Source organism: Shewanella frigidimarina NCIMB 400 (assembly GCF_000014705.1).
Taxonomy (GTDB): Bacteria; Pseudomonadota; Gammaproteobacteria; order Enterobacterales; family Shewanellaceae; genus Shewanella; species Shewanella frigidimarina.
The window spans coordinates 173,943-190,015 of the sequence record NC_008345.1; the positions used below are offsets into that span (position 1 = coordinate 173,943).

General features: G+C 42.9%; 28 protein-coding genes. 22 read left to right on the plus strand and 6 right to left on the minus strand.

Translation table 11 applies throughout. The features are described 5' to 3' along the window. Positions 1–8 precede the first annotated feature (8 nt). The 21 genes from rpsC (at position 9) to rplQ (ending at position 10,236) form a co-directional block, all read left to right on the plus strand. Positions 9–698, plus strand: coding sequence for a 30S ribosomal protein S3 (rpsC, locus tag SFRI_RS00825; protein WP_011635645.1), 690 nt, complete (start codon positions 9–11; stop codon positions 696–698). An 11-nt stretch (positions 699–709) separates the two neighbouring features. Continuing rightward, the gene (gene rplP / locus SFRI_RS00830; RefSeq protein ID WP_011635646.1) at positions 710–1,120 is read left to right on the plus strand and encodes a 50S ribosomal protein L16; all 411 of its coding nucleotides are present in this window, start codon (positions 710–712) and stop codon (positions 1,118–1,120) included. Beyond that, on the plus strand, positions 1,120–1,311 hold the full coding sequence (gene rpmC / locus SFRI_RS00835; protein WP_011635647.1) for a 50S ribosomal protein L29: 192 nt from the start codon (positions 1,120–1,122) through the stop codon (positions 1,309–1,311). The genes rplP and rpmC overlap by 1 nt, the downstream gene beginning before the upstream one ends. After that, positions 1,311–1,559 (plus strand): 30S ribosomal protein S17, encoded by a 249-nt coding sequence (gene rpsQ, locus SFRI_RS00840; protein WP_011635648.1) that lies wholly within the window; start codon positions 1,311–1,313, stop codon positions 1,557–1,559. Before rpmC ends, rpsQ begins: the two co-directional genes overlap by 1 nt. A gap of 176 nt (positions 1,560–1,735) precedes the next feature. Beyond that, positions 1,736–2,104, plus strand: coding sequence for a 50S ribosomal protein L14 (gene rplN / locus SFRI_RS00845; protein WP_011635649.1), 369 nt, complete (start codon positions 1,736–1,738; stop codon positions 2,102–2,104). A gap of 10 nt (positions 2,105–2,114) precedes the next feature. After that, positions 2,115–2,429, plus strand: a complete 315-nt coding sequence (gene rplX, locus SFRI_RS00850; protein WP_011635650.1) for a 50S ribosomal protein L24 — start codon at positions 2,115–2,117, stop codon at positions 2,427–2,429. Positions 2,430–2,442: 13 nt separating this feature from the next. Beyond that, positions 2,443–2,982 (plus strand): 50S ribosomal protein L5, encoded by a 540-nt coding sequence (gene rplE, locus SFRI_RS00855; RefSeq protein ID WP_011635651.1) that lies wholly within the window; start codon positions 2,443–2,445, stop codon positions 2,980–2,982. Positions 2,983–2,992: 10 nt separating this feature from the next. Beyond that, on the plus strand, positions 2,993–3,298 hold the full coding sequence (gene rpsN / locus SFRI_RS00860) for a 30S ribosomal protein S14 (RefSeq protein ID WP_011635652.1): 306 nt from the start codon (positions 2,993–2,995) through the stop codon (positions 3,296–3,298). A 24-nt stretch (positions 3,299–3,322) separates the two neighbouring features. Then, entirely contained in the window at positions 3,323–3,715 is a 393-nt protein-coding gene (gene rpsH / locus SFRI_RS00865; protein WP_011635653.1) for a 30S ribosomal protein S8, read from the plus strand. Positions 3,716–3,725: 10 nt separating this feature from the next. Next, on the plus strand, positions 3,726–4,259 hold the full coding sequence (gene rplF / locus SFRI_RS00870) for a 50S ribosomal protein L6 (RefSeq protein WP_011635654.1): 534 nt from the start codon (positions 3,726–3,728) through the stop codon (positions 4,257–4,259). Between the two features lie 10 nt (positions 4,260–4,269). Beyond that, entirely contained in the window at positions 4,270–4,620 is a 351-nt protein-coding gene (gene rplR, locus SFRI_RS00875) for a 50S ribosomal protein L18 (RefSeq protein ID WP_011635655.1), read from the plus strand. Between the two features lie 12 nt (positions 4,621–4,632). Continuing rightward, a complete protein-coding gene (gene rpsE / locus SFRI_RS00880) occupies positions 4,633–5,136 on the plus strand; it encodes a 30S ribosomal protein S5 (RefSeq protein WP_011494651.1) in 504 nt (167 codons plus the stop codon). 6 nt (positions 5,137–5,142) lie between these two features. After that, positions 5,143–5,331, plus strand: a complete 189-nt coding sequence (rpmD, locus tag SFRI_RS00885; protein ID WP_011635656.1) for a 50S ribosomal protein L30 — start codon at positions 5,143–5,145, stop codon at positions 5,329–5,331. Further along, the gene (rplO, locus tag SFRI_RS00890) at positions 5,331–5,765 is read left to right on the plus strand and encodes a 50S ribosomal protein L15 (protein WP_011635657.1); all 435 of its coding nucleotides are present in this window, start codon (positions 5,331–5,333) and stop codon (positions 5,763–5,765) included. The genes rpmD and rplO overlap by 1 nt, the downstream gene beginning before the upstream one ends. 7 nt (positions 5,766–5,772) lie before the next feature. After that, a complete protein-coding gene (gene secY, locus SFRI_RS00895) occupies positions 5,773–7,113 on the plus strand; it encodes a preprotein translocase subunit SecY (protein WP_011635658.1) in 1,341 nt (446 codons plus the stop codon). A gap of 23 nt (positions 7,114–7,136) precedes the next feature. Further along, entirely contained in the window at positions 7,137–7,250 is a 114-nt protein-coding gene (gene rpmJ, locus SFRI_RS21150; RefSeq protein WP_011635659.1) for a 50S ribosomal protein L36, read from the plus strand. A gap of 116 nt (positions 7,251–7,366) precedes the next feature. Further along, positions 7,367–7,723, plus strand: a complete 357-nt coding sequence (rpsM, locus tag SFRI_RS00900; RefSeq protein ID WP_011635660.1) for a 30S ribosomal protein S13 — start codon at positions 7,367–7,369, stop codon at positions 7,721–7,723. Positions 7,724–7,740: 17 nt separating this feature from the next. After that, positions 7,741–8,133, plus strand: coding sequence for a 30S ribosomal protein S11 (gene rpsK / locus SFRI_RS00905; protein ID WP_011635661.1), 393 nt, complete (start codon positions 7,741–7,743; stop codon positions 8,131–8,133). A gap of 32 nt (positions 8,134–8,165) precedes the next feature. Beyond that, positions 8,166–8,786 carry a 30S ribosomal protein S4 gene (rpsD, locus tag SFRI_RS00910; protein ID WP_011635662.1) on the plus strand — a complete coding sequence of 207 codons (621 nt, stop codon included), beginning with the start codon at positions 8,166–8,168 and terminating at the stop codon, positions 8,784–8,786. Positions 8,787–8,810: 24 nt separating this feature from the next. Beyond that, positions 8,811–9,800 carry a DNA-directed RNA polymerase subunit alpha gene (locus tag SFRI_RS00915; protein WP_011635663.1) on the plus strand — a complete coding sequence of 330 codons (990 nt, stop codon included), beginning with the start codon at positions 8,811–8,813 and terminating at the stop codon, positions 9,798–9,800. A 40-nt stretch (positions 9,801–9,840) separates the two neighbouring features. Beyond that, positions 9,841–10,236 (plus strand): 50S ribosomal protein L17, encoded by a 396-nt coding sequence (gene rplQ, locus SFRI_RS00920; protein ID WP_011635664.1) that lies wholly within the window; start codon positions 9,841–9,843, stop codon positions 10,234–10,236. Between the two features lie 1,065 nt (positions 10,237–11,301). On the opposite strand, the gene ccmE is transcribed toward rplQ, so the two are convergent. Genes ccmE through ccmA form a run of 5 tightly spaced genes read right to left on the minus strand, consistent with a single transcriptional unit; the run spans position 11,302 to position 14,075 of the window. Continuing rightward, a complete protein-coding gene (gene ccmE, locus SFRI_RS00925) occupies positions 11,302–11,787 on the minus strand; it encodes a cytochrome c maturation protein CcmE (protein WP_011635665.1) in 486 nt (161 codons plus the stop codon). Next, positions 11,771–11,983, minus strand: a complete 213-nt coding sequence (ccmD, locus tag SFRI_RS00930; protein WP_011635666.1) for a heme exporter protein CcmD — start codon at positions 11,981–11,983, stop codon at positions 11,771–11,773. Before ccmD ends, ccmE begins: the two co-directional genes overlap by 17 nt. After that, positions 11,983–12,729: a heme ABC transporter permease gene (locus SFRI_RS00935; protein ID WP_011635667.1), complete on the minus strand. Its 747-nt coding sequence runs from the start codon at positions 12,727–12,729 to the stop codon at positions 11,983–11,985. Before SFRI_RS00935 ends, ccmD begins: the two co-directional genes overlap by 1 nt. Continuing rightward, entirely contained in the window at positions 12,729–13,415 is a 687-nt protein-coding gene (gene ccmB / locus SFRI_RS00940; protein ID WP_011635668.1) for a heme exporter protein CcmB, read from the minus strand. The genes SFRI_RS00935 and ccmB overlap by 1 nt, the downstream gene beginning before the upstream one ends. A 9-nt stretch (positions 13,416–13,424) precedes the next feature. Next, positions 13,425–14,075 carry a cytochrome c biogenesis heme-transporting ATPase CcmA gene (gene ccmA, locus SFRI_RS00945; RefSeq protein WP_011635669.1) on the minus strand — a complete coding sequence of 217 codons (651 nt, stop codon included), beginning with the start codon at positions 14,073–14,075 and terminating at the stop codon, positions 13,425–13,427. Between the two features lie 324 nt (positions 14,076–14,399). Here ccmA and SFRI_RS00950 point away from each other — a divergent pair, with 324 nt between their 5' ends. Continuing rightward, positions 14,400–14,693 (plus strand): c-type cytochrome, encoded by a 294-nt coding sequence (locus tag SFRI_RS00950; protein ID WP_011635670.1) that lies wholly within the window; start codon positions 14,400–14,402, stop codon positions 14,691–14,693. A 95-nt stretch (positions 14,694–14,788) separates the two neighbouring features. Here SFRI_RS00950 and ccmI read toward each other — a convergent pair whose 3' ends face one another. Further along, entirely contained in the window at positions 14,789–16,042 is a 1,254-nt protein-coding gene (gene ccmI, locus SFRI_RS00955; protein WP_011635671.1) for a c-type cytochrome biogenesis protein CcmI, read from the minus strand. Positions 16,043–16,073: the final 31 nt, after the last annotated feature.

The window sequence follows — 16,073 nt, forward strand, 5'->3', positions numbered from 1 at the left end:
AGAGAGCAATGGGACAGAAAGTACATCCTAATGGTATCCGTCTGGGTATCACTAAGCCTTGGATCTCTACCTGGTACGCAGATAAGTCAGACTATGCAAATAATCTGAACAGCGACTGGGAAGTGCGTCAATATTTAACTGAAAAGTTAAAAGCCGCATCAGTATCTAAGATTGTTATTGAACGCCCAGCGAAAAGCATCCGCGTTACTATTCACACAGCCCGTCCAGGCATTGTGATTGGTAAGAAAGGTGAAGACGTTGAAGTATTACGTGCCTATGTGTCTAAAATCACTGGTACTACTGCTCAAATCAACATCGCTGAGATCCGTAAGCCTGAATTAGACGCTAAGCTCGTTGCTGACTCTATTGCTCAGCAGTTAGAGCGTCGTGTTATGTTCCGTCGTGCTATGAAGCGCGCAGTACAAAACGCAATGCGCATTGGTGCTCAAGGTATCAAAGTTCAAGTGAGCGGCCGTTTAGGCGGCGCTGAAATTGCGCGTGCAGAATGGTATCGTGAAGGTCGTGTACCTTTGCATACTTTGCGTGCTGATATCGACTATTCAACCGCAGAAAGTCACACTCAATACGGTGTGATTGGTATTAAAGTTTGGATCTTCAAAGGCGAAGTTCTAGACGGTTTAGTACCTGCTATTGAAGAGCCTAAGCAGCAACCTAAGCGTAAGCCTCGTGGTAAATAGGAGAAACTTTTATGCTGCAACCTAAACGTATGAAGTTTCGCAAGATGTTCAAAGGCCGCAACCGTGGTCTAGCGAACGGTACTGAAGTTAGCTTTGGTACTTTCGGTTTGAAAGCAGTCGGCCGTGGCCGTTTAACTGCTCGTCAAATCGAATCTGCACGTCGTGCCATGACACGTCATGTTAAACGTCAAGGACAAATTTGGATTCGAGTTTTCCCTGACAAGCCAATTACCTCTAAGCCTCTTGAAGTGCGTATGGGTAAAGGTAAAGGTAACGTTGAATACTGGGTATGTCAGATTCAACCTGGTAAGGTTCTTTATGAGATGGATGGTGTTCCTGAGTCGTTGGCTCGTGAAGCCTTCGCTTTGGCTTCTGCCAAACTTCCTCTGAAGACTACCTTCGTAACTAAGACGGTGATGTAATGAAAGCGAGCGAACTAAGAGAAAAGAGCGTTGAAGAACTTAACGCTGAATTACTTGGTCTGCTGCGTGAGCAGTTTAACCTGCGTATGCAACACGCTACTGGTCAGTTGACTCAAACGAATCAGTTGAAACTAGTGCGTCGTAACATTGCACGTGTTAAGACCATTATTACTTCTAAGGCAGGTGTGTAATGTCTGATAAAGCCCGTACTTTGCAAGGTAAAGTAATTAGCAACAAAATGGACAAGTCTATTACTGTTGCTATTGAGCGCCAAGTGAAACATCCTATTTATGGGAAGTACATTAAGCGTACAACTAAGATCCATGCACATGACGAAACTAATCAGTGTAATGAAGGGGATTTCGTGGCTATTAGCCAGTGTCGTCCTCTATCTAAGACTAAGTCTTGGACACTAGCTGAAGTAGTAACAAAAGCCTAATTTCGATTAGGTTAACGTAAACGGCCCCAGTATTTGGGGCCGTTTGTTTTTTTTGCTATGCATTCCAAAAATGTGTGTTATACTTGCGCGCCAATTTTGAGTAAATTATTACTTGAATTTGGTTCAAATATACTCCCATAGTGGGATTGTGTAGTAACGATAGCGGAGCACTTGAAATGATCCAAATGCAATCGACTCTAGACGTCGCATGTAACAGCGGCGCACGCAGAGTTCAGTGTATTAAGGTCTTGGGTGGCTCTCATCGTCGTTATGCCGGTATCGGCGACATTATCAAAGTTTCTGTTAAAGAAGCGATTCCTCGCGCTAAAGCGAAGAAAGGTGATGTATATAACGCGGTGGTAGTCCGTACTAAGAAAGGCGTACGTCGTCCAGACGGTTCTGTCATTCGCTTCGATCGGAATGCAGCGGTATTGCTTAACGCAAACCTTGCACCGATTGGTACTCGTATCTTTGGCCCAGTGACACGTGAATTGCGTAATGATAAATTCATGAAAATTGTCTCGCTGGCACCAGAAGTACTGTAAGGAGCTTCAAATGGCAGCTAAAATCCGTCGTGAAGACGAAGTAATTATATTAGCAGGTAAAGACAAGGGTAGCCGCGGTAAGGTTTCTCAAGTTCTACCTACTGGTAAGTTAATTGTTGAAGGCTTTAATCTTGTTAAAAAGCACCAGAAACCTAACCCTCAATTGGGTGTTGCTGGCGGCGTTATCGAGAAAGAAGCACCGATGCAAGCATCAAACGTTGCGATCTTTAACCAAGCCACAGGCAAGGCAGATCGTGTTGGTTTCCGATTTGAAGACGGCAAAAAAGTCCGTTTCTTTAAATCGAACAGCGAACTCGTTAAGTAATTTGGAGTAAACGATGGCGAAACTGCATGATAAATATCAAGAGACTGTAGTTGCTGAACTAGCTAAAAAGTTCGGCTACAGCAGTGTCATGCAAGTCCCTCGGATTGAAAAAATCACCCTAAACATGGGTGTGGGCGAAGCTGTTGCAGATAAGAAAGTTATGGAGCATGCGCTCCGTGACATGACTGCAATCGCTGGCCAGAAACCAATTGTAACTGTTGCTCGTAAATCAGTTGCTGGTTTTAAAATCCGTGAAGGCTACCCTATTGGCTGTAAAGTGACCCTACGCGGTGAGCGTATGTGGGAATTTTTAGAGCGTTTAGTTGACATTGCAATACCACGTATTCGTGATTTCCGAGGCTTAAGCGCTAAAGCGTTTGACGGCCGTGGTAATTACGCAATGGGCGTGCGTGAGCAGATCATCTTCCCAGAAATCGATTATGATAAAATCGATAAAATTCGTGGTATGGATATTGTTATCACTACTACTGCGAAGAATGATGAAGAAGGTCGTGCTTTGTTAGACGCTTTTAACTTCCCATTCAAGAAATAAGGGTAGCATAATGGCAAAAACATCTATGAAAGCACGTGAAGCAAAACGTGCGCAGCTCGTAGCTAAATATGCTGAAAAGCGTTTAGCACTTAAGGCTATAATCAGCAGCCCTGCAACTTCTGAAGAAGATCGCTGGGATGCCGTACTTAAGTTACAAGCTCTACCACGTGATTCTAGCGCTGCGCGTCAACGCAACCGCTGTAATCAAACTGGTCGCCCACATGGTTTTCTACGTAAATTCGGCTTAAGCCGTATTAAATTACGTGAAGCAACCATGCGTGGTGAAGTTCCTGGTCTGCGTAAGGCCAGCTGGTAAGCACTTGTCACGGAGTAAGCTAATATGAGCATGCAAGATCCTATTGCGGATATGTTAACCCGTATTCGTAACGGCCAAGCTGCTAACCACGTATCTGTTAAGATGCCTTCAGCTAAGTTAAAAGTAGCAATTGCGAAATTACTTAAAGATGAAGGTTTCATTACTGAATACGCCGTAGCAGATGAAGCTAAGCCTGAATTAGAAATTACGTTAAAGTATTTTCAAGGCAAACCAGTCGTTGAGACTATCCAGCGTGTAAGTCGCCCTGGTCTTCGTATTTACAAAGGTAAAGACGAGCTACCAAAGGTGATGGGCGGTCTGGGTATCGCAATTGTGTCCACTTCTCAAGGCTTGATGACTGATCGCGCCGCCCGCCAAAATGGCACGGGTGGCGAGGTTATCTGCTACGTAGCGTAAGGAGCTAGAAATGTCTCGTGTTGCAAAAGCACCAGTCACTGTTCCTGCTGGCGTAGAGGTGACTTTAAACGAACAGACCTTAACTGTTAAAGGCAGTAAAGGAAGTCTGACTCGAGTAATCAACAATGCGGTAAATGTTGTTATCGAAGATGCACAAGTAAAGTTTCTTCCTGTCGATGGCGTTTCTAACGCTTGGGCACAGGCTGGTACTGCACGTGCACTAGTAAACAACATGGTTGTTGGTGTATCTCAAGGTTTTGTGAAAAAACTTAAATTAGTTGGTGTAGGTTACCGTGCAAAGATTGCTGGTAGTGACTTAGATTTAACGTTGGGTTTCTCACATCCATTAGTACACAAACTGCCCGCAGGCGTTACTGCAGAGTGTCCTAGCCAAACTGAAATCGTGCTTTCGGGCGTTGATAAACAAGTTGTTGGTCAGGTTGCTGCTGAAATTCGCGGATATCGTCCACCAGAGCCTTACAAAGGCAAAGGTGTTCGTTATGATGACGAAATAGTACGCCGTAAAGAGGCTAAGAAGAAGTAGGTAACGCGATATGGATAAGAAAACATCTCGCTTACGTCGCGCGTTACGTGCACGTAAGAAGATCCAAGAGCTGGGCGTGAATCGTCTGGTTGTACATCGTACACCGCGTCACATTTATGCTCAGGTGATCAATCCTGAAGCTCAGGTGTTGGCAGTTGCTTCAACCGTGGAAAAAGCGGTTAAAGAGCTACTAAAGAGTACCGGTAACGTTGATGCGGCTAAAGCAGTAGGTAAAATTGTTGCTGAGCGTGCGATCGAGAAGGGCGTAGCAACAGTTGCGTTCGACCGTTCTGGTTTCAAGTATCATGGTCGTGTAGCTGCACTAGCAGATGCCGCTCGTGAAGCTGGCCTGAAGTTCTAAGGGGTTATAAAAATGGCTAAATTAGAAGCTCAGCAAAAAGACGATCTGCAAGAGAAATTAATTGCAGTTAATCGTGTTTCTAAAGTAGTTAAGGGCGGTCGTATCTTTAGCTTCACAGCACTAACAGTAGTGGGTGACGGTAACGGTAAGATTGGCTATGGCTATGGTAAAGCGCGTGAAGTTCCAGCTGCTATTCAAAAAGCAATGGAAAAAGCCCGTCGTAATATGGTGACAGTGGAGTTGAATGCAGGTACTTTGCATCACCCAGTTAAGGGTCGTCATACTGGTTCTAAAGTTTATATGCAACCAGCATCACAGGGTACCGGTATTATTGCCGGTGGCGCAATGCGTGCCGTATTGGAAGTAGCAGGCGTTCATAACGTTCTGTCAAAAGCATACGGTTCTACTAACCCGATCAACATCGTTCGCGCAACTGTCGATGCGTTGGTGCACATGAAGTCACCAGCTCAAATCGCAGCAAAACGTGGCCTGAATGTTGATGAGATTCGGGGGTAATGCACCATGGCTACTAAAACTTTAAAAGTCACACAGACTAAAAGCAGCATTGGTCGTTTACCAAAACACCGTGCAACCTTAACCGGTTTAGGCCTACGCCGCATTAATCACACTGTTGAAGTTGAAGATACACCTTCAGTTCGCGGTATGATTAACAAGGTGTACTACATGGTTTCGGTGGAGGAATTAGGATAATGCGTCTAAATACTCTATCTCCAGCAGCAGGTTCTAAATCTGCTCCTAAGCGTGTAGGCCGTGGTATCGGTTCAGGTTTAGGTAAAACAGCGGGACGTGGCCATAAAGGTCAGAAGTCTCGTTCAGGCGGCGGTGTTCGCGTCGGTTTCGAAGGTGGTCAAATGCCACTTAAGATTCGTTTACCTAAGTTTGGCTTTACTTCGCGTCGCGCTTTGGTAACAGCTGAAGTTCGTTTACTCGAACTAGCAAAAGTTAACGGTGATGTTGTCGATTTGAATGCACTGAAAGATGCGAACGTTATTACTCGCAACATCCAGTTTGCGAAAATCGTTCTTTCAGGTACCATTGACCGCCCAGTGACTGTAAAAGGTCTCAAGGTAACCAAAGGTGCTCGTGCAGCTATTGAAGCTGCCGGTGGCAAGATCGAGGAATAATACGTCGATGGCAAAACCAGGACTTGATTTAAAAAGCGCGAAAGGCGGTTTATCTGAACTGAAAACTCGTCTTCTGTTCGTGATTGGTGCGATTATCGTCTTTAGAGCCGGTTCGTTCGTGCCAATTCCTGGTATTGACGCAGCTGTATTGGCAGAGCTATTTGCTCAGCAAAAAGATACCATCCTTGGCATGTTTAACATGTTCTCGGGTGGTGCCTTAGAGCGTGCTTCTATCTTCGCATTGGGTATTATGCCGTATATTTCGGCATCTATCATAATGCAGTTATTGACTGTTGTGCATCCTGCACTCGCTGAATTGAAAAAGGAAGGCGAATCAGGACGCAAGAAAATTAGTCAATATACTAGATATGGCACACTCGTGTTGGGTACGCTGCAATCTGTCGGTATTGCAACGGGTTTACCAAATCTGATGCCTGGTCTTGTGGCCAATCCCGGATTTGGTTTCTACTTCGTTGCAGTTGTGAGCTTAGTAACAGGAACTATGTTCCTTATGTGGCTAGGTGAGCAAATTACCGAACGTGGTATTGGTAATGGTATCTCGATTTTAATTTTCGCAGGTATTGTTGCTGGTCTACCATCGGCCATCGGCTCAACAGCCGAGCAGGCGCGTCAAGGTGACATGAATGTATTGGTACTACTGTTGCTCGCAGTGATTGTATTTGCTGTAACTTATTTAGTGGTATTTGTGGAACGTGGTCAACGTCGTATTGTCGTTAATTACGCTAAACGCCAACAAGGCCGTAAGGTTTTTGCAGCGCAAAGCACACATTTACCATTAAAAATAAATATGGCAGGTGTGATTCCACCAATTTTTGCTTCCAGCATTATTTTGTTTCCAGGCACACTAGCTCAGTGGTTTGGTTCAAATGAGTCCATGTCATGGTTAAGCGATTTCGCTTTAGCTGTGTCTCCAGGACAACCGCTGTACTCATTATTGTATGCGACAGCAATCATCTTTTTCTGTTTCTTCTATACTGCGTTGGTATTTAACCCTCGCGAAACAGCTGATAACTTGAAAAAGAGTGGTGCATTCATTCCTGGGATCCGTCCCGGAGAACAGACTTCGCGTTACATTGATAAAGTCATGACACGTTTAACCTTAGCGGGTGCGTTGTACATTACCTTTATCTGCTTAATTCCGGAGTTCATGTTAATTGCGTGGAAAGTACAGTTCTATTTTGGCGGTACTTCACTACTTATTATAGTAGTCGTAATCATGGACTTCATGGCTCAGGTTCAGACCCATATGATGTCACATCAGTATGAGTCTGTGATGAAGAAAGCCAATCTTGTTAACAAAGCGAATTTAGATCGTTTTGGTAAATAAGATTTGTTTTACGGAGTGATGAAATGAAAGTTCGAGCTTCCGTTAAGAAGATCTGCCGTAATTGCAAGATCGTCAAGCGTAGTGGTGTTGTTCGTGTTATTTGTATTGAACCTAAACACAAACAGCGTCAAGGCTAGAAAGAAGTTTGGTCAGCTCAATAATGGGCTGACCAAAATATTGTTTGCAAATTTGTTGTCTGTCGAGTATCCTTTCGGGCTTTTCGCAGATAGCCTTTAACTTTAAGGAGTGCATAGTGGCCCGTATCGCTGGCATTAACATTCCTGATCAAAAGCATACAGTCATTGCGTTGACTGCTATTTTTGGTATTGGACGTACACGCGCTAGAGCAATCTGCGCATCTACTTCAATTGCTGAAGATGCTAAGATCAAGGAATTGAGCGAAGCTCAAATAGATATCCTACGCGAAGAAGTCGCCAAATACACTGTAGAAGGTGACTTGCGTCGTGAGATTTCAATGAACATCAAGCGTCTTATGGATCTTGGTTGTTATCGTGGTCTCCGCCATCGTCGTAGCCTGCCCCTTCGTGGGCAACGTACTAAGACCAATGCGCGTACGCGTAAAGGTCCACGTAAGCCAATCAGAAAGTAACGGGAAGGTAAACCAAAATGGCTAAAGTTCCGTCACGTTCTCCGCGTAAGCGCGTACGTAAACAGGTTGCAGATGGCATGGCTCATATCCATGCGTCTTTCAACAACACAATTGTCACCATTACGGATCGTCAAGGTAATGCGTTGTCATGGGCTACCTCAGGTGGTTCTGGTTTCCGTGGTTCACGTAAATCAACGCCATTCGCTGCGCAGGTTGCTGCTGAGCGTGCAGGTATTGCTGCTCAAGACTACGGTGTTAAAAACCTTGAAGTTTTCGTGAAGGGTCCTGGTCCAGGTCGTGAATCAGCCATTCGTGCGCTGAACGCTGTTGGTTATAAAATTACCAACATTACCGATGTGACGCCTATCCCTCATAATGGCTGTCGTCCACCTAAAAAGCGTCGTGTATAACACTGCGTATATAGGATAGTTGGAGAAAGATCATGGCAAGATACTTGGGTCCCAAGCTCAAGCTCAGCCGCAGAGAAGGTACAGACCTTTTCCTAAAAAGCGGTGTGAGAGCAATCGATTCGAAGTGTAAGCTAGAAACTGCACCTGGACAACATGGCGCTCGTAAGCCACGTTTGTCTGAGTATGGTATTCAGTTACGCGAGAAACAAAAAGTTCGTCGTATTTACGGTGTGCTAGAAAAGCAATTCCGTAATTACTACAAAGAAGCTGCACGTCTAAAAGGCAATACTGGTGAAAACCTGTTGCAACTTTTAGAAGTCCGCCTAGATAACGTCGTTTATCGTATGGGTTTCGGTTCTACTCGTGCAGAATCACGTCAGCTAGTAAGCCATAAATCTGTTATGGTTAACGGTCGTGTTGTTAACATTCCGTCATTCAAAGTGTCTGCGAATGATGTTGTAAGCATCCGTGAAAAGTCACGTACTCAAGCTCGTATTAAAGCGGCTTTAGAAGTGGCTGGTCAACGCGAAAAGCCTACATGGGTAGAAGTCGACAATGCGAAAATGGAAGGTGCTTTCAAGCGCGTTCCAGAACGTAGCGATTTGTCTGCGGATATTAACGAACAGCTGATCGTCGAGCTTTACTCTAAGTAAAGCTAACAAACAAGAGAGGACACAATGCAGGGTTCTGTTACAGAATTTCTTAAACCGCGTCTCGTTGATATTGAGCAGGTTAATTCAACTCGCGCCAAAGTTACACTAGAGCCACTAGAACGTGGTTTTGGCCATACCTTAGGTAACGCGTTGCGTCGCATCCTATTGTCGTCTATGCCTGGCTGTGCAGTTACTGAAGTCGAAATTGACGGCGTACTGCATGAATACAGCAGTAAGGAAGGCGTACAAGAAGATATCCTTGAGATATTGCTTAATCTTAAGGGATTAGCAGTGACCATCGAGGGTAAAGACGAGGCTTTGCTTACATTAAGCAAGTCCGGCACAGGCCCTGTTACAGCAGCAGATATCACGCATGATGGTGATGTTACCATCGTGAATCCTGATCATGTTATCTGTCACTTGACTGGTAACAATGATATCAGCATGCGTATCCGCGTTGAGCGTGGTCGTGGTTATGTGCCAGCTTCGGCTCGTGCACAGACTGAAGACGATGATCGCCCAATCGGTCGTTTGCTGGTTGATGCTTCTTTTTCACCTGTTGCTCGCATTGCTTATAATGTTGAAGCAGCTCGTGTTGAACAGCGTACTGACTTAGACAAACTTGTGATAGATATGACCACAAACGGTACTATCGATCCTGAGGAAGCAATTCGTCGTTCTGCAACTATTTTAGCTGAACAGCTAGATGCGTTTGTTGAACTACGTGATGTTACTGAGCAGGCTGTTGTAGAAGAGAAACCGGAGTTCGATCCGATTTTGCTGCGTCCTGTCGACGATTTAGAGCTAACTGTACGTTCGGCTAACTGTTTAAAAGCCGAAGCGATTCATTACATCGGAGATCTGGTACAACGCACTGAAGTTGAGTTGCTTAAGACCCCTAACTTAGGTAAGAAATCTCTTACTGAAATTAAGGATGTTTTAGCGTCTCGCGGACTGTCGTTAGGTATGCGTCTAGAAAACTGGCCACCGGCTAGTTTAGCTGACGACCTATAAGTCTCAGGTTAGTACAGATTTAGGTTATAAGGATTAGGTCATGCGCCATCGTAAGAGTGGTCGTCAACTAAACCGCAACAGCAGTCATCGCCAAGCTATGTTCCGTAACATGGCTTGTTCAATAGTTCGTCATGAGATTATCAAGACAACTGTAGCTAAAGCGAAAGAACTGCGTCGCGTTGTTGAACCTCTAATAACACTTGCTAAAGTTGACAGCGTTGCAAATCGCCGTTTAGCTTTCGCTCGTACCCGCGACGCTGAAGTTGTAGGTAAGTTATTTACTGAATTGGGTCCACGCTTCCAGGAACGTCCTGGTGGTTACACTCGTATTCTTAAGTGCGGTCTACGTACCGGTGATAAAGCCCCAATGGCTTACATCGAGTTAGTAGGTCGTCCTGAAGCTGCTGAAGCTGTTGAAGTTGAAGCTGCTGAGTAATTAATTACTCACCGAAAAACCGAGCTTAGGCTCGGTTTTTTTTTCTTCTTTTTTAACATAGACTGCGTTTTAAGCATCACCTTTATTTATCTGTAATCCATTCCTTTTTATTGTTCATCTTGGTACAGCGCCTGCTATTTACGTGTAACCTTCTATTTGATTATTTTTGCAATGATTCTCTATTCAGTAAGCGAGATGAACTAAACACTCATTTTCTAGATTCTCTGATCTATTAATTATTGTACAACTCCGTTTAGTAAATCGTATCATTAATGTGCTTGTATTAAGGCCATATTAGCAATATTAACCATGTCTAAGATTAAGTTGTTACTAACAAGAGTGAGATGCTTAAGCTGTTCTTATATAGCCCAAAAATAGGAGCTCCGTTTAATTCAATGTTCAGCGCCTGCGATCAGCATATTCTGTAGAGTTTATTCAAACCACTGATATATGGTGCGCGGTCATGCAACGTTGTTTTTTTAAAGAACATGATAAATTGAATAAGGAACTTTGTATTTATATTGAGTGACTCAGTAATTAGCATCATTGTTGTTAATAGTGATGCACAGTTTCCTCCTATCTTCCTGAAACAAGCTTTTATGTAGTCAATAATATTGTCTGTTATCGAGTTTACATTGACCATAGACGAATTTGCATCGATCTATCTGCTAAAGCCGTTGTTTAGCGGATTGGGAAGCTTGAATGTAGGCAGCTAATACCATTGGTTGGAAGGGGTTACTTAAACAAGCCTATCCCATATTTTAATACTTGTATTAAAAGCTCATTGCTCGTCTAATCGATAAACTAAGAGACTTAATTTGTTTCAGATAAGCGGTATGCGACGTTACAAGACATTCTTGTAGTTGCTTTAGTCACCAATACTTTTGTTCGTTTGTGCAGAGAGTCTACCTATAGCACTGATGACAGACATATATCCTCATTAAATGTACTCTAAATCCTTTCATTGTAATGAGTAGCTAAAATAATACTGATTATCCGTCGATTACAATTGGAATTTTGATCATAAAAAAAGCCTCCGAAGAGGCTTTTTATTACAAATAGATTTTATTTGTCTTCAAGAGCTTTTTGATTATATGTTGGTTTTTCATGCGTTTGTCCCATAGCTTCAGCAACTTCAGGTGGCATGTAATTTTCATCATGTTTCGCGAGTACTTCAGTGGCTTCTAGTTTTCCAGACTCAACCAGTACGCCTTGGGCAACGATACCTTGTCCTTCTCTAAATAAGTCCGGTAGTAAATCGTCATAGGTGACGAAAACGGTCCCACCCGCTGAATCATGTACTGCAAACTCCACGTGTAGGCTATCTGGATCGCGTTTCATCGATCCTATTGTTACCATGCCACCGACTCTGATCCGTTGTCCAACTTCAGGCATTACACCTGTATCGTTTTTCCCGTGGGTAATTTCATACGGTGTATAGAATAAATTCAAGTTTGAATTTAGCGCGTACAATAGTAATGAAGCAACGGCTGCAACGCCCGCAATTAATGCAACGGCGAGGGTTAATCTCTTTTTACGTCTTGGATTCACGGTTATTACCTCTTGTTTCTTTCAGGCGTTGTTCACGCGTTATCTTTTTAGCAATTTCGATCAGAACTTTACGTTTTTGTCTAATGCTTAGGGTTATCAATGTTGCCAGACAGCCGAACGTTACACCATAGGATAGCCAAACGTAAAATGCGTAACCGCCCATATCAAGAAAGTCTTTGAATGAATCAAATTGCATTATTTTGCCTCCTCTGCTGTAGCTAAATCTCTCACCCAAGGGCGCATACCATTGCGCGCAAGGATCTCTGTTCTATAACGGATCAAAGTAATCGCCCCAATCATCATACCAAAGCCAAAAATGTTAATTAGCAGTGGGTATAACATATCAGTCGACATCGTTGATTTTTCTGTGATTTTAATGGTAGATGGTTGATGTAAACTACTCCACCAATCCACGGAGTATTTAATAATTGGTATATTAATTACACCTACAATCGCCAGAATTCCAGAAGCCCTAGCGGCGAGGACTTTATCTTCAAATGATGCATACAGTGAGATCACACCAAGGTAAAGAAACAGCAATACCAATTCAGATGTCAAACGTGCATCCCATACCCACCAAGTTCCCCACATAGGTTTACCCCATGCAGCACCTGTTAATAAGGCAATAAAGGTAATTACGGCGCCAATAGGAGCAATTGCTGCAGCGGCCCAATCTGCCGACTTTATCTGCCAAACTAAGCCAATAAATGAAGCAATAGCCATACCCATATAAGCGGCCATTGACATAGACGCAGCAGGTACATGGATAAAGATGATTCGGTAACTGTCACCTTGTTGGTAATCTGTTGGGGCAAACAATAAACCCCAAATACTGCCTGTTCCAACCAGCAATATTGCCAGTGTACTAAACCAAGGCAACAATGTGCCTGACAATTTATATGCCCGTTCAGGGTCTGCGTAAGAATGTAACCATTTCCACATTAGTTTGTGCTCACACGTAAAGAGGCGCCAATTGCGAAAGGTGCCAAGATTAAAGAACCGACCAACATTGCAGCAAGAATCGCAAGTTGACCATCATAAGCCATATTCAGTCCTGCAGCGTCAATCGCACTAGTGGCAAAAATAAGTACAGGTATATATAAAGGTAGAATAAGTAAACTTAACAGCACGCCTCCTTTTCGAAGTCCTACTGTTAGTGCAACACCTATTGCACCAAGTAACGACAATATCGGTGTACCTAATGCTAATGTTGACATCAATGCACCGTAACTATTGTCTTCTAGATGCAACAGTACAGCCAGTAATGGTGCGACTAGAATTAATGGCACACCAGTAAGTATCCAATGTGCAAGTACTTTCGCCAGAACCATTAATGCTAACGGTTGTGGGCTCAGTAGCATTTGCTCTAAGCTACCATCGTTGTAATCTGCTTTAAATAAACGTTCCAATGACAACATCGATGCAAGTAAGGCCGCTACCCAGATAATGCCAGGTGCAACTCTAGTCAAAACTTGAGGTTCTGGTCCAATACCTAATGGGAAAAGAGTGACCACTAAAATAAAGAATAACAACGGGTTAAAAATGTCACCTCGATGTCGAATAGCAATTCTCAAATCACGTTGCAAAAGCGTCATGAATGCTGTTGTGTAACTAATTCCTCGTTTCATTCAAATACCTTATACAAAGCGATAGTCGAGAGTGATTTTACGTAACATGGCATCACTAATAATGCTCATATCCTGATGTGTGGTTAATATTACACATCCACCCGATTCTGCATGTTGAATAAAAAGTTGCTCTAATTCTTCTACACCTTTTTTATCAATAGCGGTAAAAGGTTCGTCGAGGATCCATATTTTACAATTACTGTGTTGTAATCTTGCTAATGCGGTACGTCGATGTTGTCCCGCAGATAAATGACCTGCTAGTGCTTCTTCAAAACCGGTTAAATTGACTTTCGCCAAAATTGCAGTGGTATCGAAATCATCATAGCCACTAATTCTTAAATTGAAGTTAAGATTTTCTTCTGCTGTTAGCTCACTTTTTACGCCAGCTAAATGCCCAAGATATAGTAAGTCGTGATTAAATTCGTCTCTACAGCGATTGATGTTTTCACCACTATATTCAACTTCACCAGCATAGGGACGTGACAAACCAGCAATAATTCGTAAAAGACTGGTTTTACCTGCACCATTAGGGCCTTCAATCTGGACAATATCCCCCGCATTGATATTAAAACTCAGTCCATCAAATAGAATGCGCTCTTCCCGAATACAGGTTAATTCGTTGGCACTTAATAGCACTTGTGATTGGTTTGATATGGTCACTTATCCCTCTTATTTTACTTGAGGATGAATTCGAAATGATATTAACACAAACACTTTTATCGGTTTAGCTTTGTCACTGATTAAGTGCTAGCAATTTGATATGGTTCCAAAATTATGTATTTAGTTTGAACTTTTTCATCGATTACTAATATATTACCTTAACTACACAGGTTGTCTTGATTTAGAGCCTAAGCTGAGATTGTTATCACAAAAAGATGAGTTTTTTTGCTAATTGTAGTAATCTAACGTTGCTAAAAATGAGTCTGCCTTCTAAATCAAAGGGCAGCGTTAAGCTTTGTATATTTGCAATTAGGAACGATGAATATGAAAAAATTGTTAGCAATGACTGCAGTAGCTGCCTTAACTTTGTCTGCAAATGTATTTGCTCAAGAAGGTGAAGCTATTTATAATAAAGCGTGTCAAGTATGTCACAGCATGGGTGTGGCCGGTGCGCCTAAAGTTCATGACACTGCGGCATGGGAACCACGTCTAGCAAAAGGTTTAGATGCCTTAGTGGGTTCAGTTAAGTCTGGTTTAAACGCAATGCCACCAGGTGGTATGTGTACTGACTGTACTGATGAAGATTACAAAAACGCAATTCAGTTTATGTCTAAGTAGTTTTCAACTAAATCAAAAAACCGGCTTTGTAGCCGGTTTTTTTATGGGTTAATTTCAGTGATGCTAACTTTTAACATCACTAATATTACACAGTGCTATTGCACTAAGGTATCCAGAGTTAGTGTAGCATTGCCACCCACCTTAACGGCTTTAATGTTACCCTTTAGGTCACCAGACTGTGGTTTCACGCTGCCATTTTTTGACAGTACTGCAATGATTTCTACTTCTCCGACAGAACTCAGTTTTACATCACCACCCATAGAAGTACTGTCATCTAGTGTGACAGTGACAGGTAAGCTGCTAGCACTGATTTTAGTTGCTGCTAGCGGTACTTTTGGGCCTTGAGTTGCTCGTGCGAAAATAAACACAGTATCGGTATCAGCTACTTTGTCTGCTAATTCTGGAGCAATAGAAATTTCAATTGCGACTGTATTAGCATTGCTCGTAACAGCTGGCTTTTGAGTTGACTCACCATTAGGCATTGCCGAGCCTTCATTAAGGCGCATGTTTGCAGATTCAATTGCATTCATTAATGCTGTTCTATCAACATCATCACGATCGCTGTCTAAGATCATCTGCCAAGCATTGATAGCTTTTTTGTAATCAGCGGTAAAGAATGCATCCATACCAACAAGAAGTAGTGTAGAAGGGTCTTGTGGGTCTAAGGCTAAAGATTGATCAATCACAGCTTGAATCGCCGGCGACATCTGCTGATTCGCTTTATAGTATAGCGCGGTTGCTTTAGGCCCAAGGAGTTCTGCTTGCGTGCCGACAAGTTCCATTACCTTATCAAATGCGCCAATGGCTTTATCATATTGATTGGCAGATATATAAGCATGGCCAAGGCTAAACCAAGCTTGGCTATCGTCTGGCTGTGCCTGCACCTTCGCTTCCATCATCTGCACCCGTTGCGACATAATTTGCGCAGGATCCATACCTTGATGAGGATTGCTTGCTTGTGGTGGGTTAGCTAATTCGTTGTAAGCACCGAGGTGTTGATATAAGTAACCAGATACTGCTAATAGACACAGGGTCATAAAAGCAGGCCATAATGCGGTTTTTGATTTAATTTCTACATCAAGGGAGTCATCACCCTTCTGGCTCATGTCCTGAAGTAGATTTATCTCTAATTCTTTCTTTAATGCCTCGAATTCGACCTGATCTAATAATTGGTCTTGCAATTCCTTTTCAAGAATGGAGATGCGTTCAGCAAAAAGTTCAAGGTTAGTTTGTCTACGAACACCTGATTCTTCAGCTTGTAACAGCTTTTGTTGGCGAAAATGTGGAACCCAAATCATGATTAGGCCGATGAGTACGACAAGCGCAATAAATATCCAAAATGTGGTCATTGTTTCAATATTCACTTTTAGGTTAACAGAG

Excerpts from the sequence above, each read along its gene's own strand:
- rpsC (WP_011635645.1), top strand. The coding sequence starts at position 9 with ATGGGACAGAAAGTACATCCTAATGGTATCCGTCTGGGTATCACTAAG.
- rplP (WP_011635646.1), top strand. The coding sequence starts at position 710 with ATGCTGCAACCTAAACGTATGAAGTTTCGCAAGATGTTCAAAGGCCGC.
- rpmC (WP_011635647.1), top strand. The coding sequence starts at position 1,120 with ATGAAAGCGAGCGAACTAAGAGAAAAGAGCGTTGAAGAACTTAACGCT.
- rpsQ (WP_011635648.1), top strand. The coding sequence starts at position 1,311 with ATGTCTGATAAAGCCCGTACTTTGCAAGGTAAAGTAATTAGCAACAAA.
- rplN (WP_011635649.1), top strand. The coding sequence starts at position 1,736 with ATGATCCAAATGCAATCGACTCTAGACGTCGCATGTAACAGCGGCGCA.
- rplX (WP_011635650.1), top strand. The coding sequence starts at position 2,115 with ATGGCAGCTAAAATCCGTCGTGAAGACGAAGTAATTATATTAGCAGGT.
- rplE (WP_011635651.1), top strand. The coding sequence starts at position 2,443 with ATGGCGAAACTGCATGATAAATATCAAGAGACTGTAGTTGCTGAACTA.
- rpsN (WP_011635652.1), top strand. The coding sequence starts at position 2,993 with ATGGCAAAAACATCTATGAAAGCACGTGAAGCAAAACGTGCGCAGCTC.
- rpsH (WP_011635653.1), top strand. The coding sequence starts at position 3,323 with ATGAGCATGCAAGATCCTATTGCGGATATGTTAACCCGTATTCGTAAC.
- rplF (WP_011635654.1), top strand. The coding sequence starts at position 3,726 with ATGTCTCGTGTTGCAAAAGCACCAGTCACTGTTCCTGCTGGCGTAGAG.
- rplR (WP_011635655.1), top strand. The coding sequence starts at position 4,270 with ATGGATAAGAAAACATCTCGCTTACGTCGCGCGTTACGTGCACGTAAG.
- rpsE (WP_011494651.1), top strand. The coding sequence starts at position 4,633 with ATGGCTAAATTAGAAGCTCAGCAAAAAGACGATCTGCAAGAGAAATTA.
- rpmD (WP_011635656.1), top strand. The coding sequence starts at position 5,143 with ATGGCTACTAAAACTTTAAAAGTCACACAGACTAAAAGCAGCATTGGT.
- rplO (WP_011635657.1), top strand. The coding sequence starts at position 5,331 with ATGCGTCTAAATACTCTATCTCCAGCAGCAGGTTCTAAATCTGCTCCT.
- secY (WP_011635658.1), top strand. The coding sequence starts at position 5,773 with ATGGCAAAACCAGGACTTGATTTAAAAAGCGCGAAAGGCGGTTTATCT.
- rpmJ (WP_011635659.1), top strand. The coding sequence starts at position 7,137 with ATGAAAGTTCGAGCTTCCGTTAAGAAGATCTGCCGTAATTGCAAGATC.
- rpsK (WP_011635661.1), top strand. The coding sequence starts at position 7,741 with ATGGCTAAAGTTCCGTCACGTTCTCCGCGTAAGCGCGTACGTAAACAG.
- rpsD (WP_011635662.1), top strand. The coding sequence starts at position 8,166 with ATGGCAAGATACTTGGGTCCCAAGCTCAAGCTCAGCCGCAGAGAAGGT.
- SFRI_RS00915 (WP_011635663.1), top strand. The coding sequence starts at position 8,811 with ATGCAGGGTTCTGTTACAGAATTTCTTAAACCGCGTCTCGTTGATATT.
- rplQ (WP_011635664.1), top strand. The coding sequence starts at position 9,841 with ATGCGCCATCGTAAGAGTGGTCGTCAACTAAACCGCAACAGCAGTCAT.
- ccmD (WP_011635666.1), bottom strand. The coding sequence starts at position 11,983 with ATGCAATTTGATTCATTCAAAGACTTTCTTGATATGGGCGGTTACGCA.
- SFRI_RS00935 (WP_011635667.1), bottom strand. The coding sequence starts at position 12,729 with ATGTGGAAATGGTTACATTCTTACGCAGACCCTGAACGGGCATATAAA.
- ccmB (WP_011635668.1), bottom strand. The coding sequence starts at position 13,415 with ATGAAACGAGGAATTAGTTACACAACAGCATTCATGACGCTTTTGCAA.
- SFRI_RS00950 (WP_011635670.1), top strand. The coding sequence starts at position 14,400 with ATGAAAAAATTGTTAGCAATGACTGCAGTAGCTGCCTTAACTTTGTCT.
- ccmI (WP_011635671.1), bottom strand. The coding sequence starts at position 16,042 with ATGACCACATTTTGGATATTTATTGCGCTTGTCGTACTCATCGGCCTA.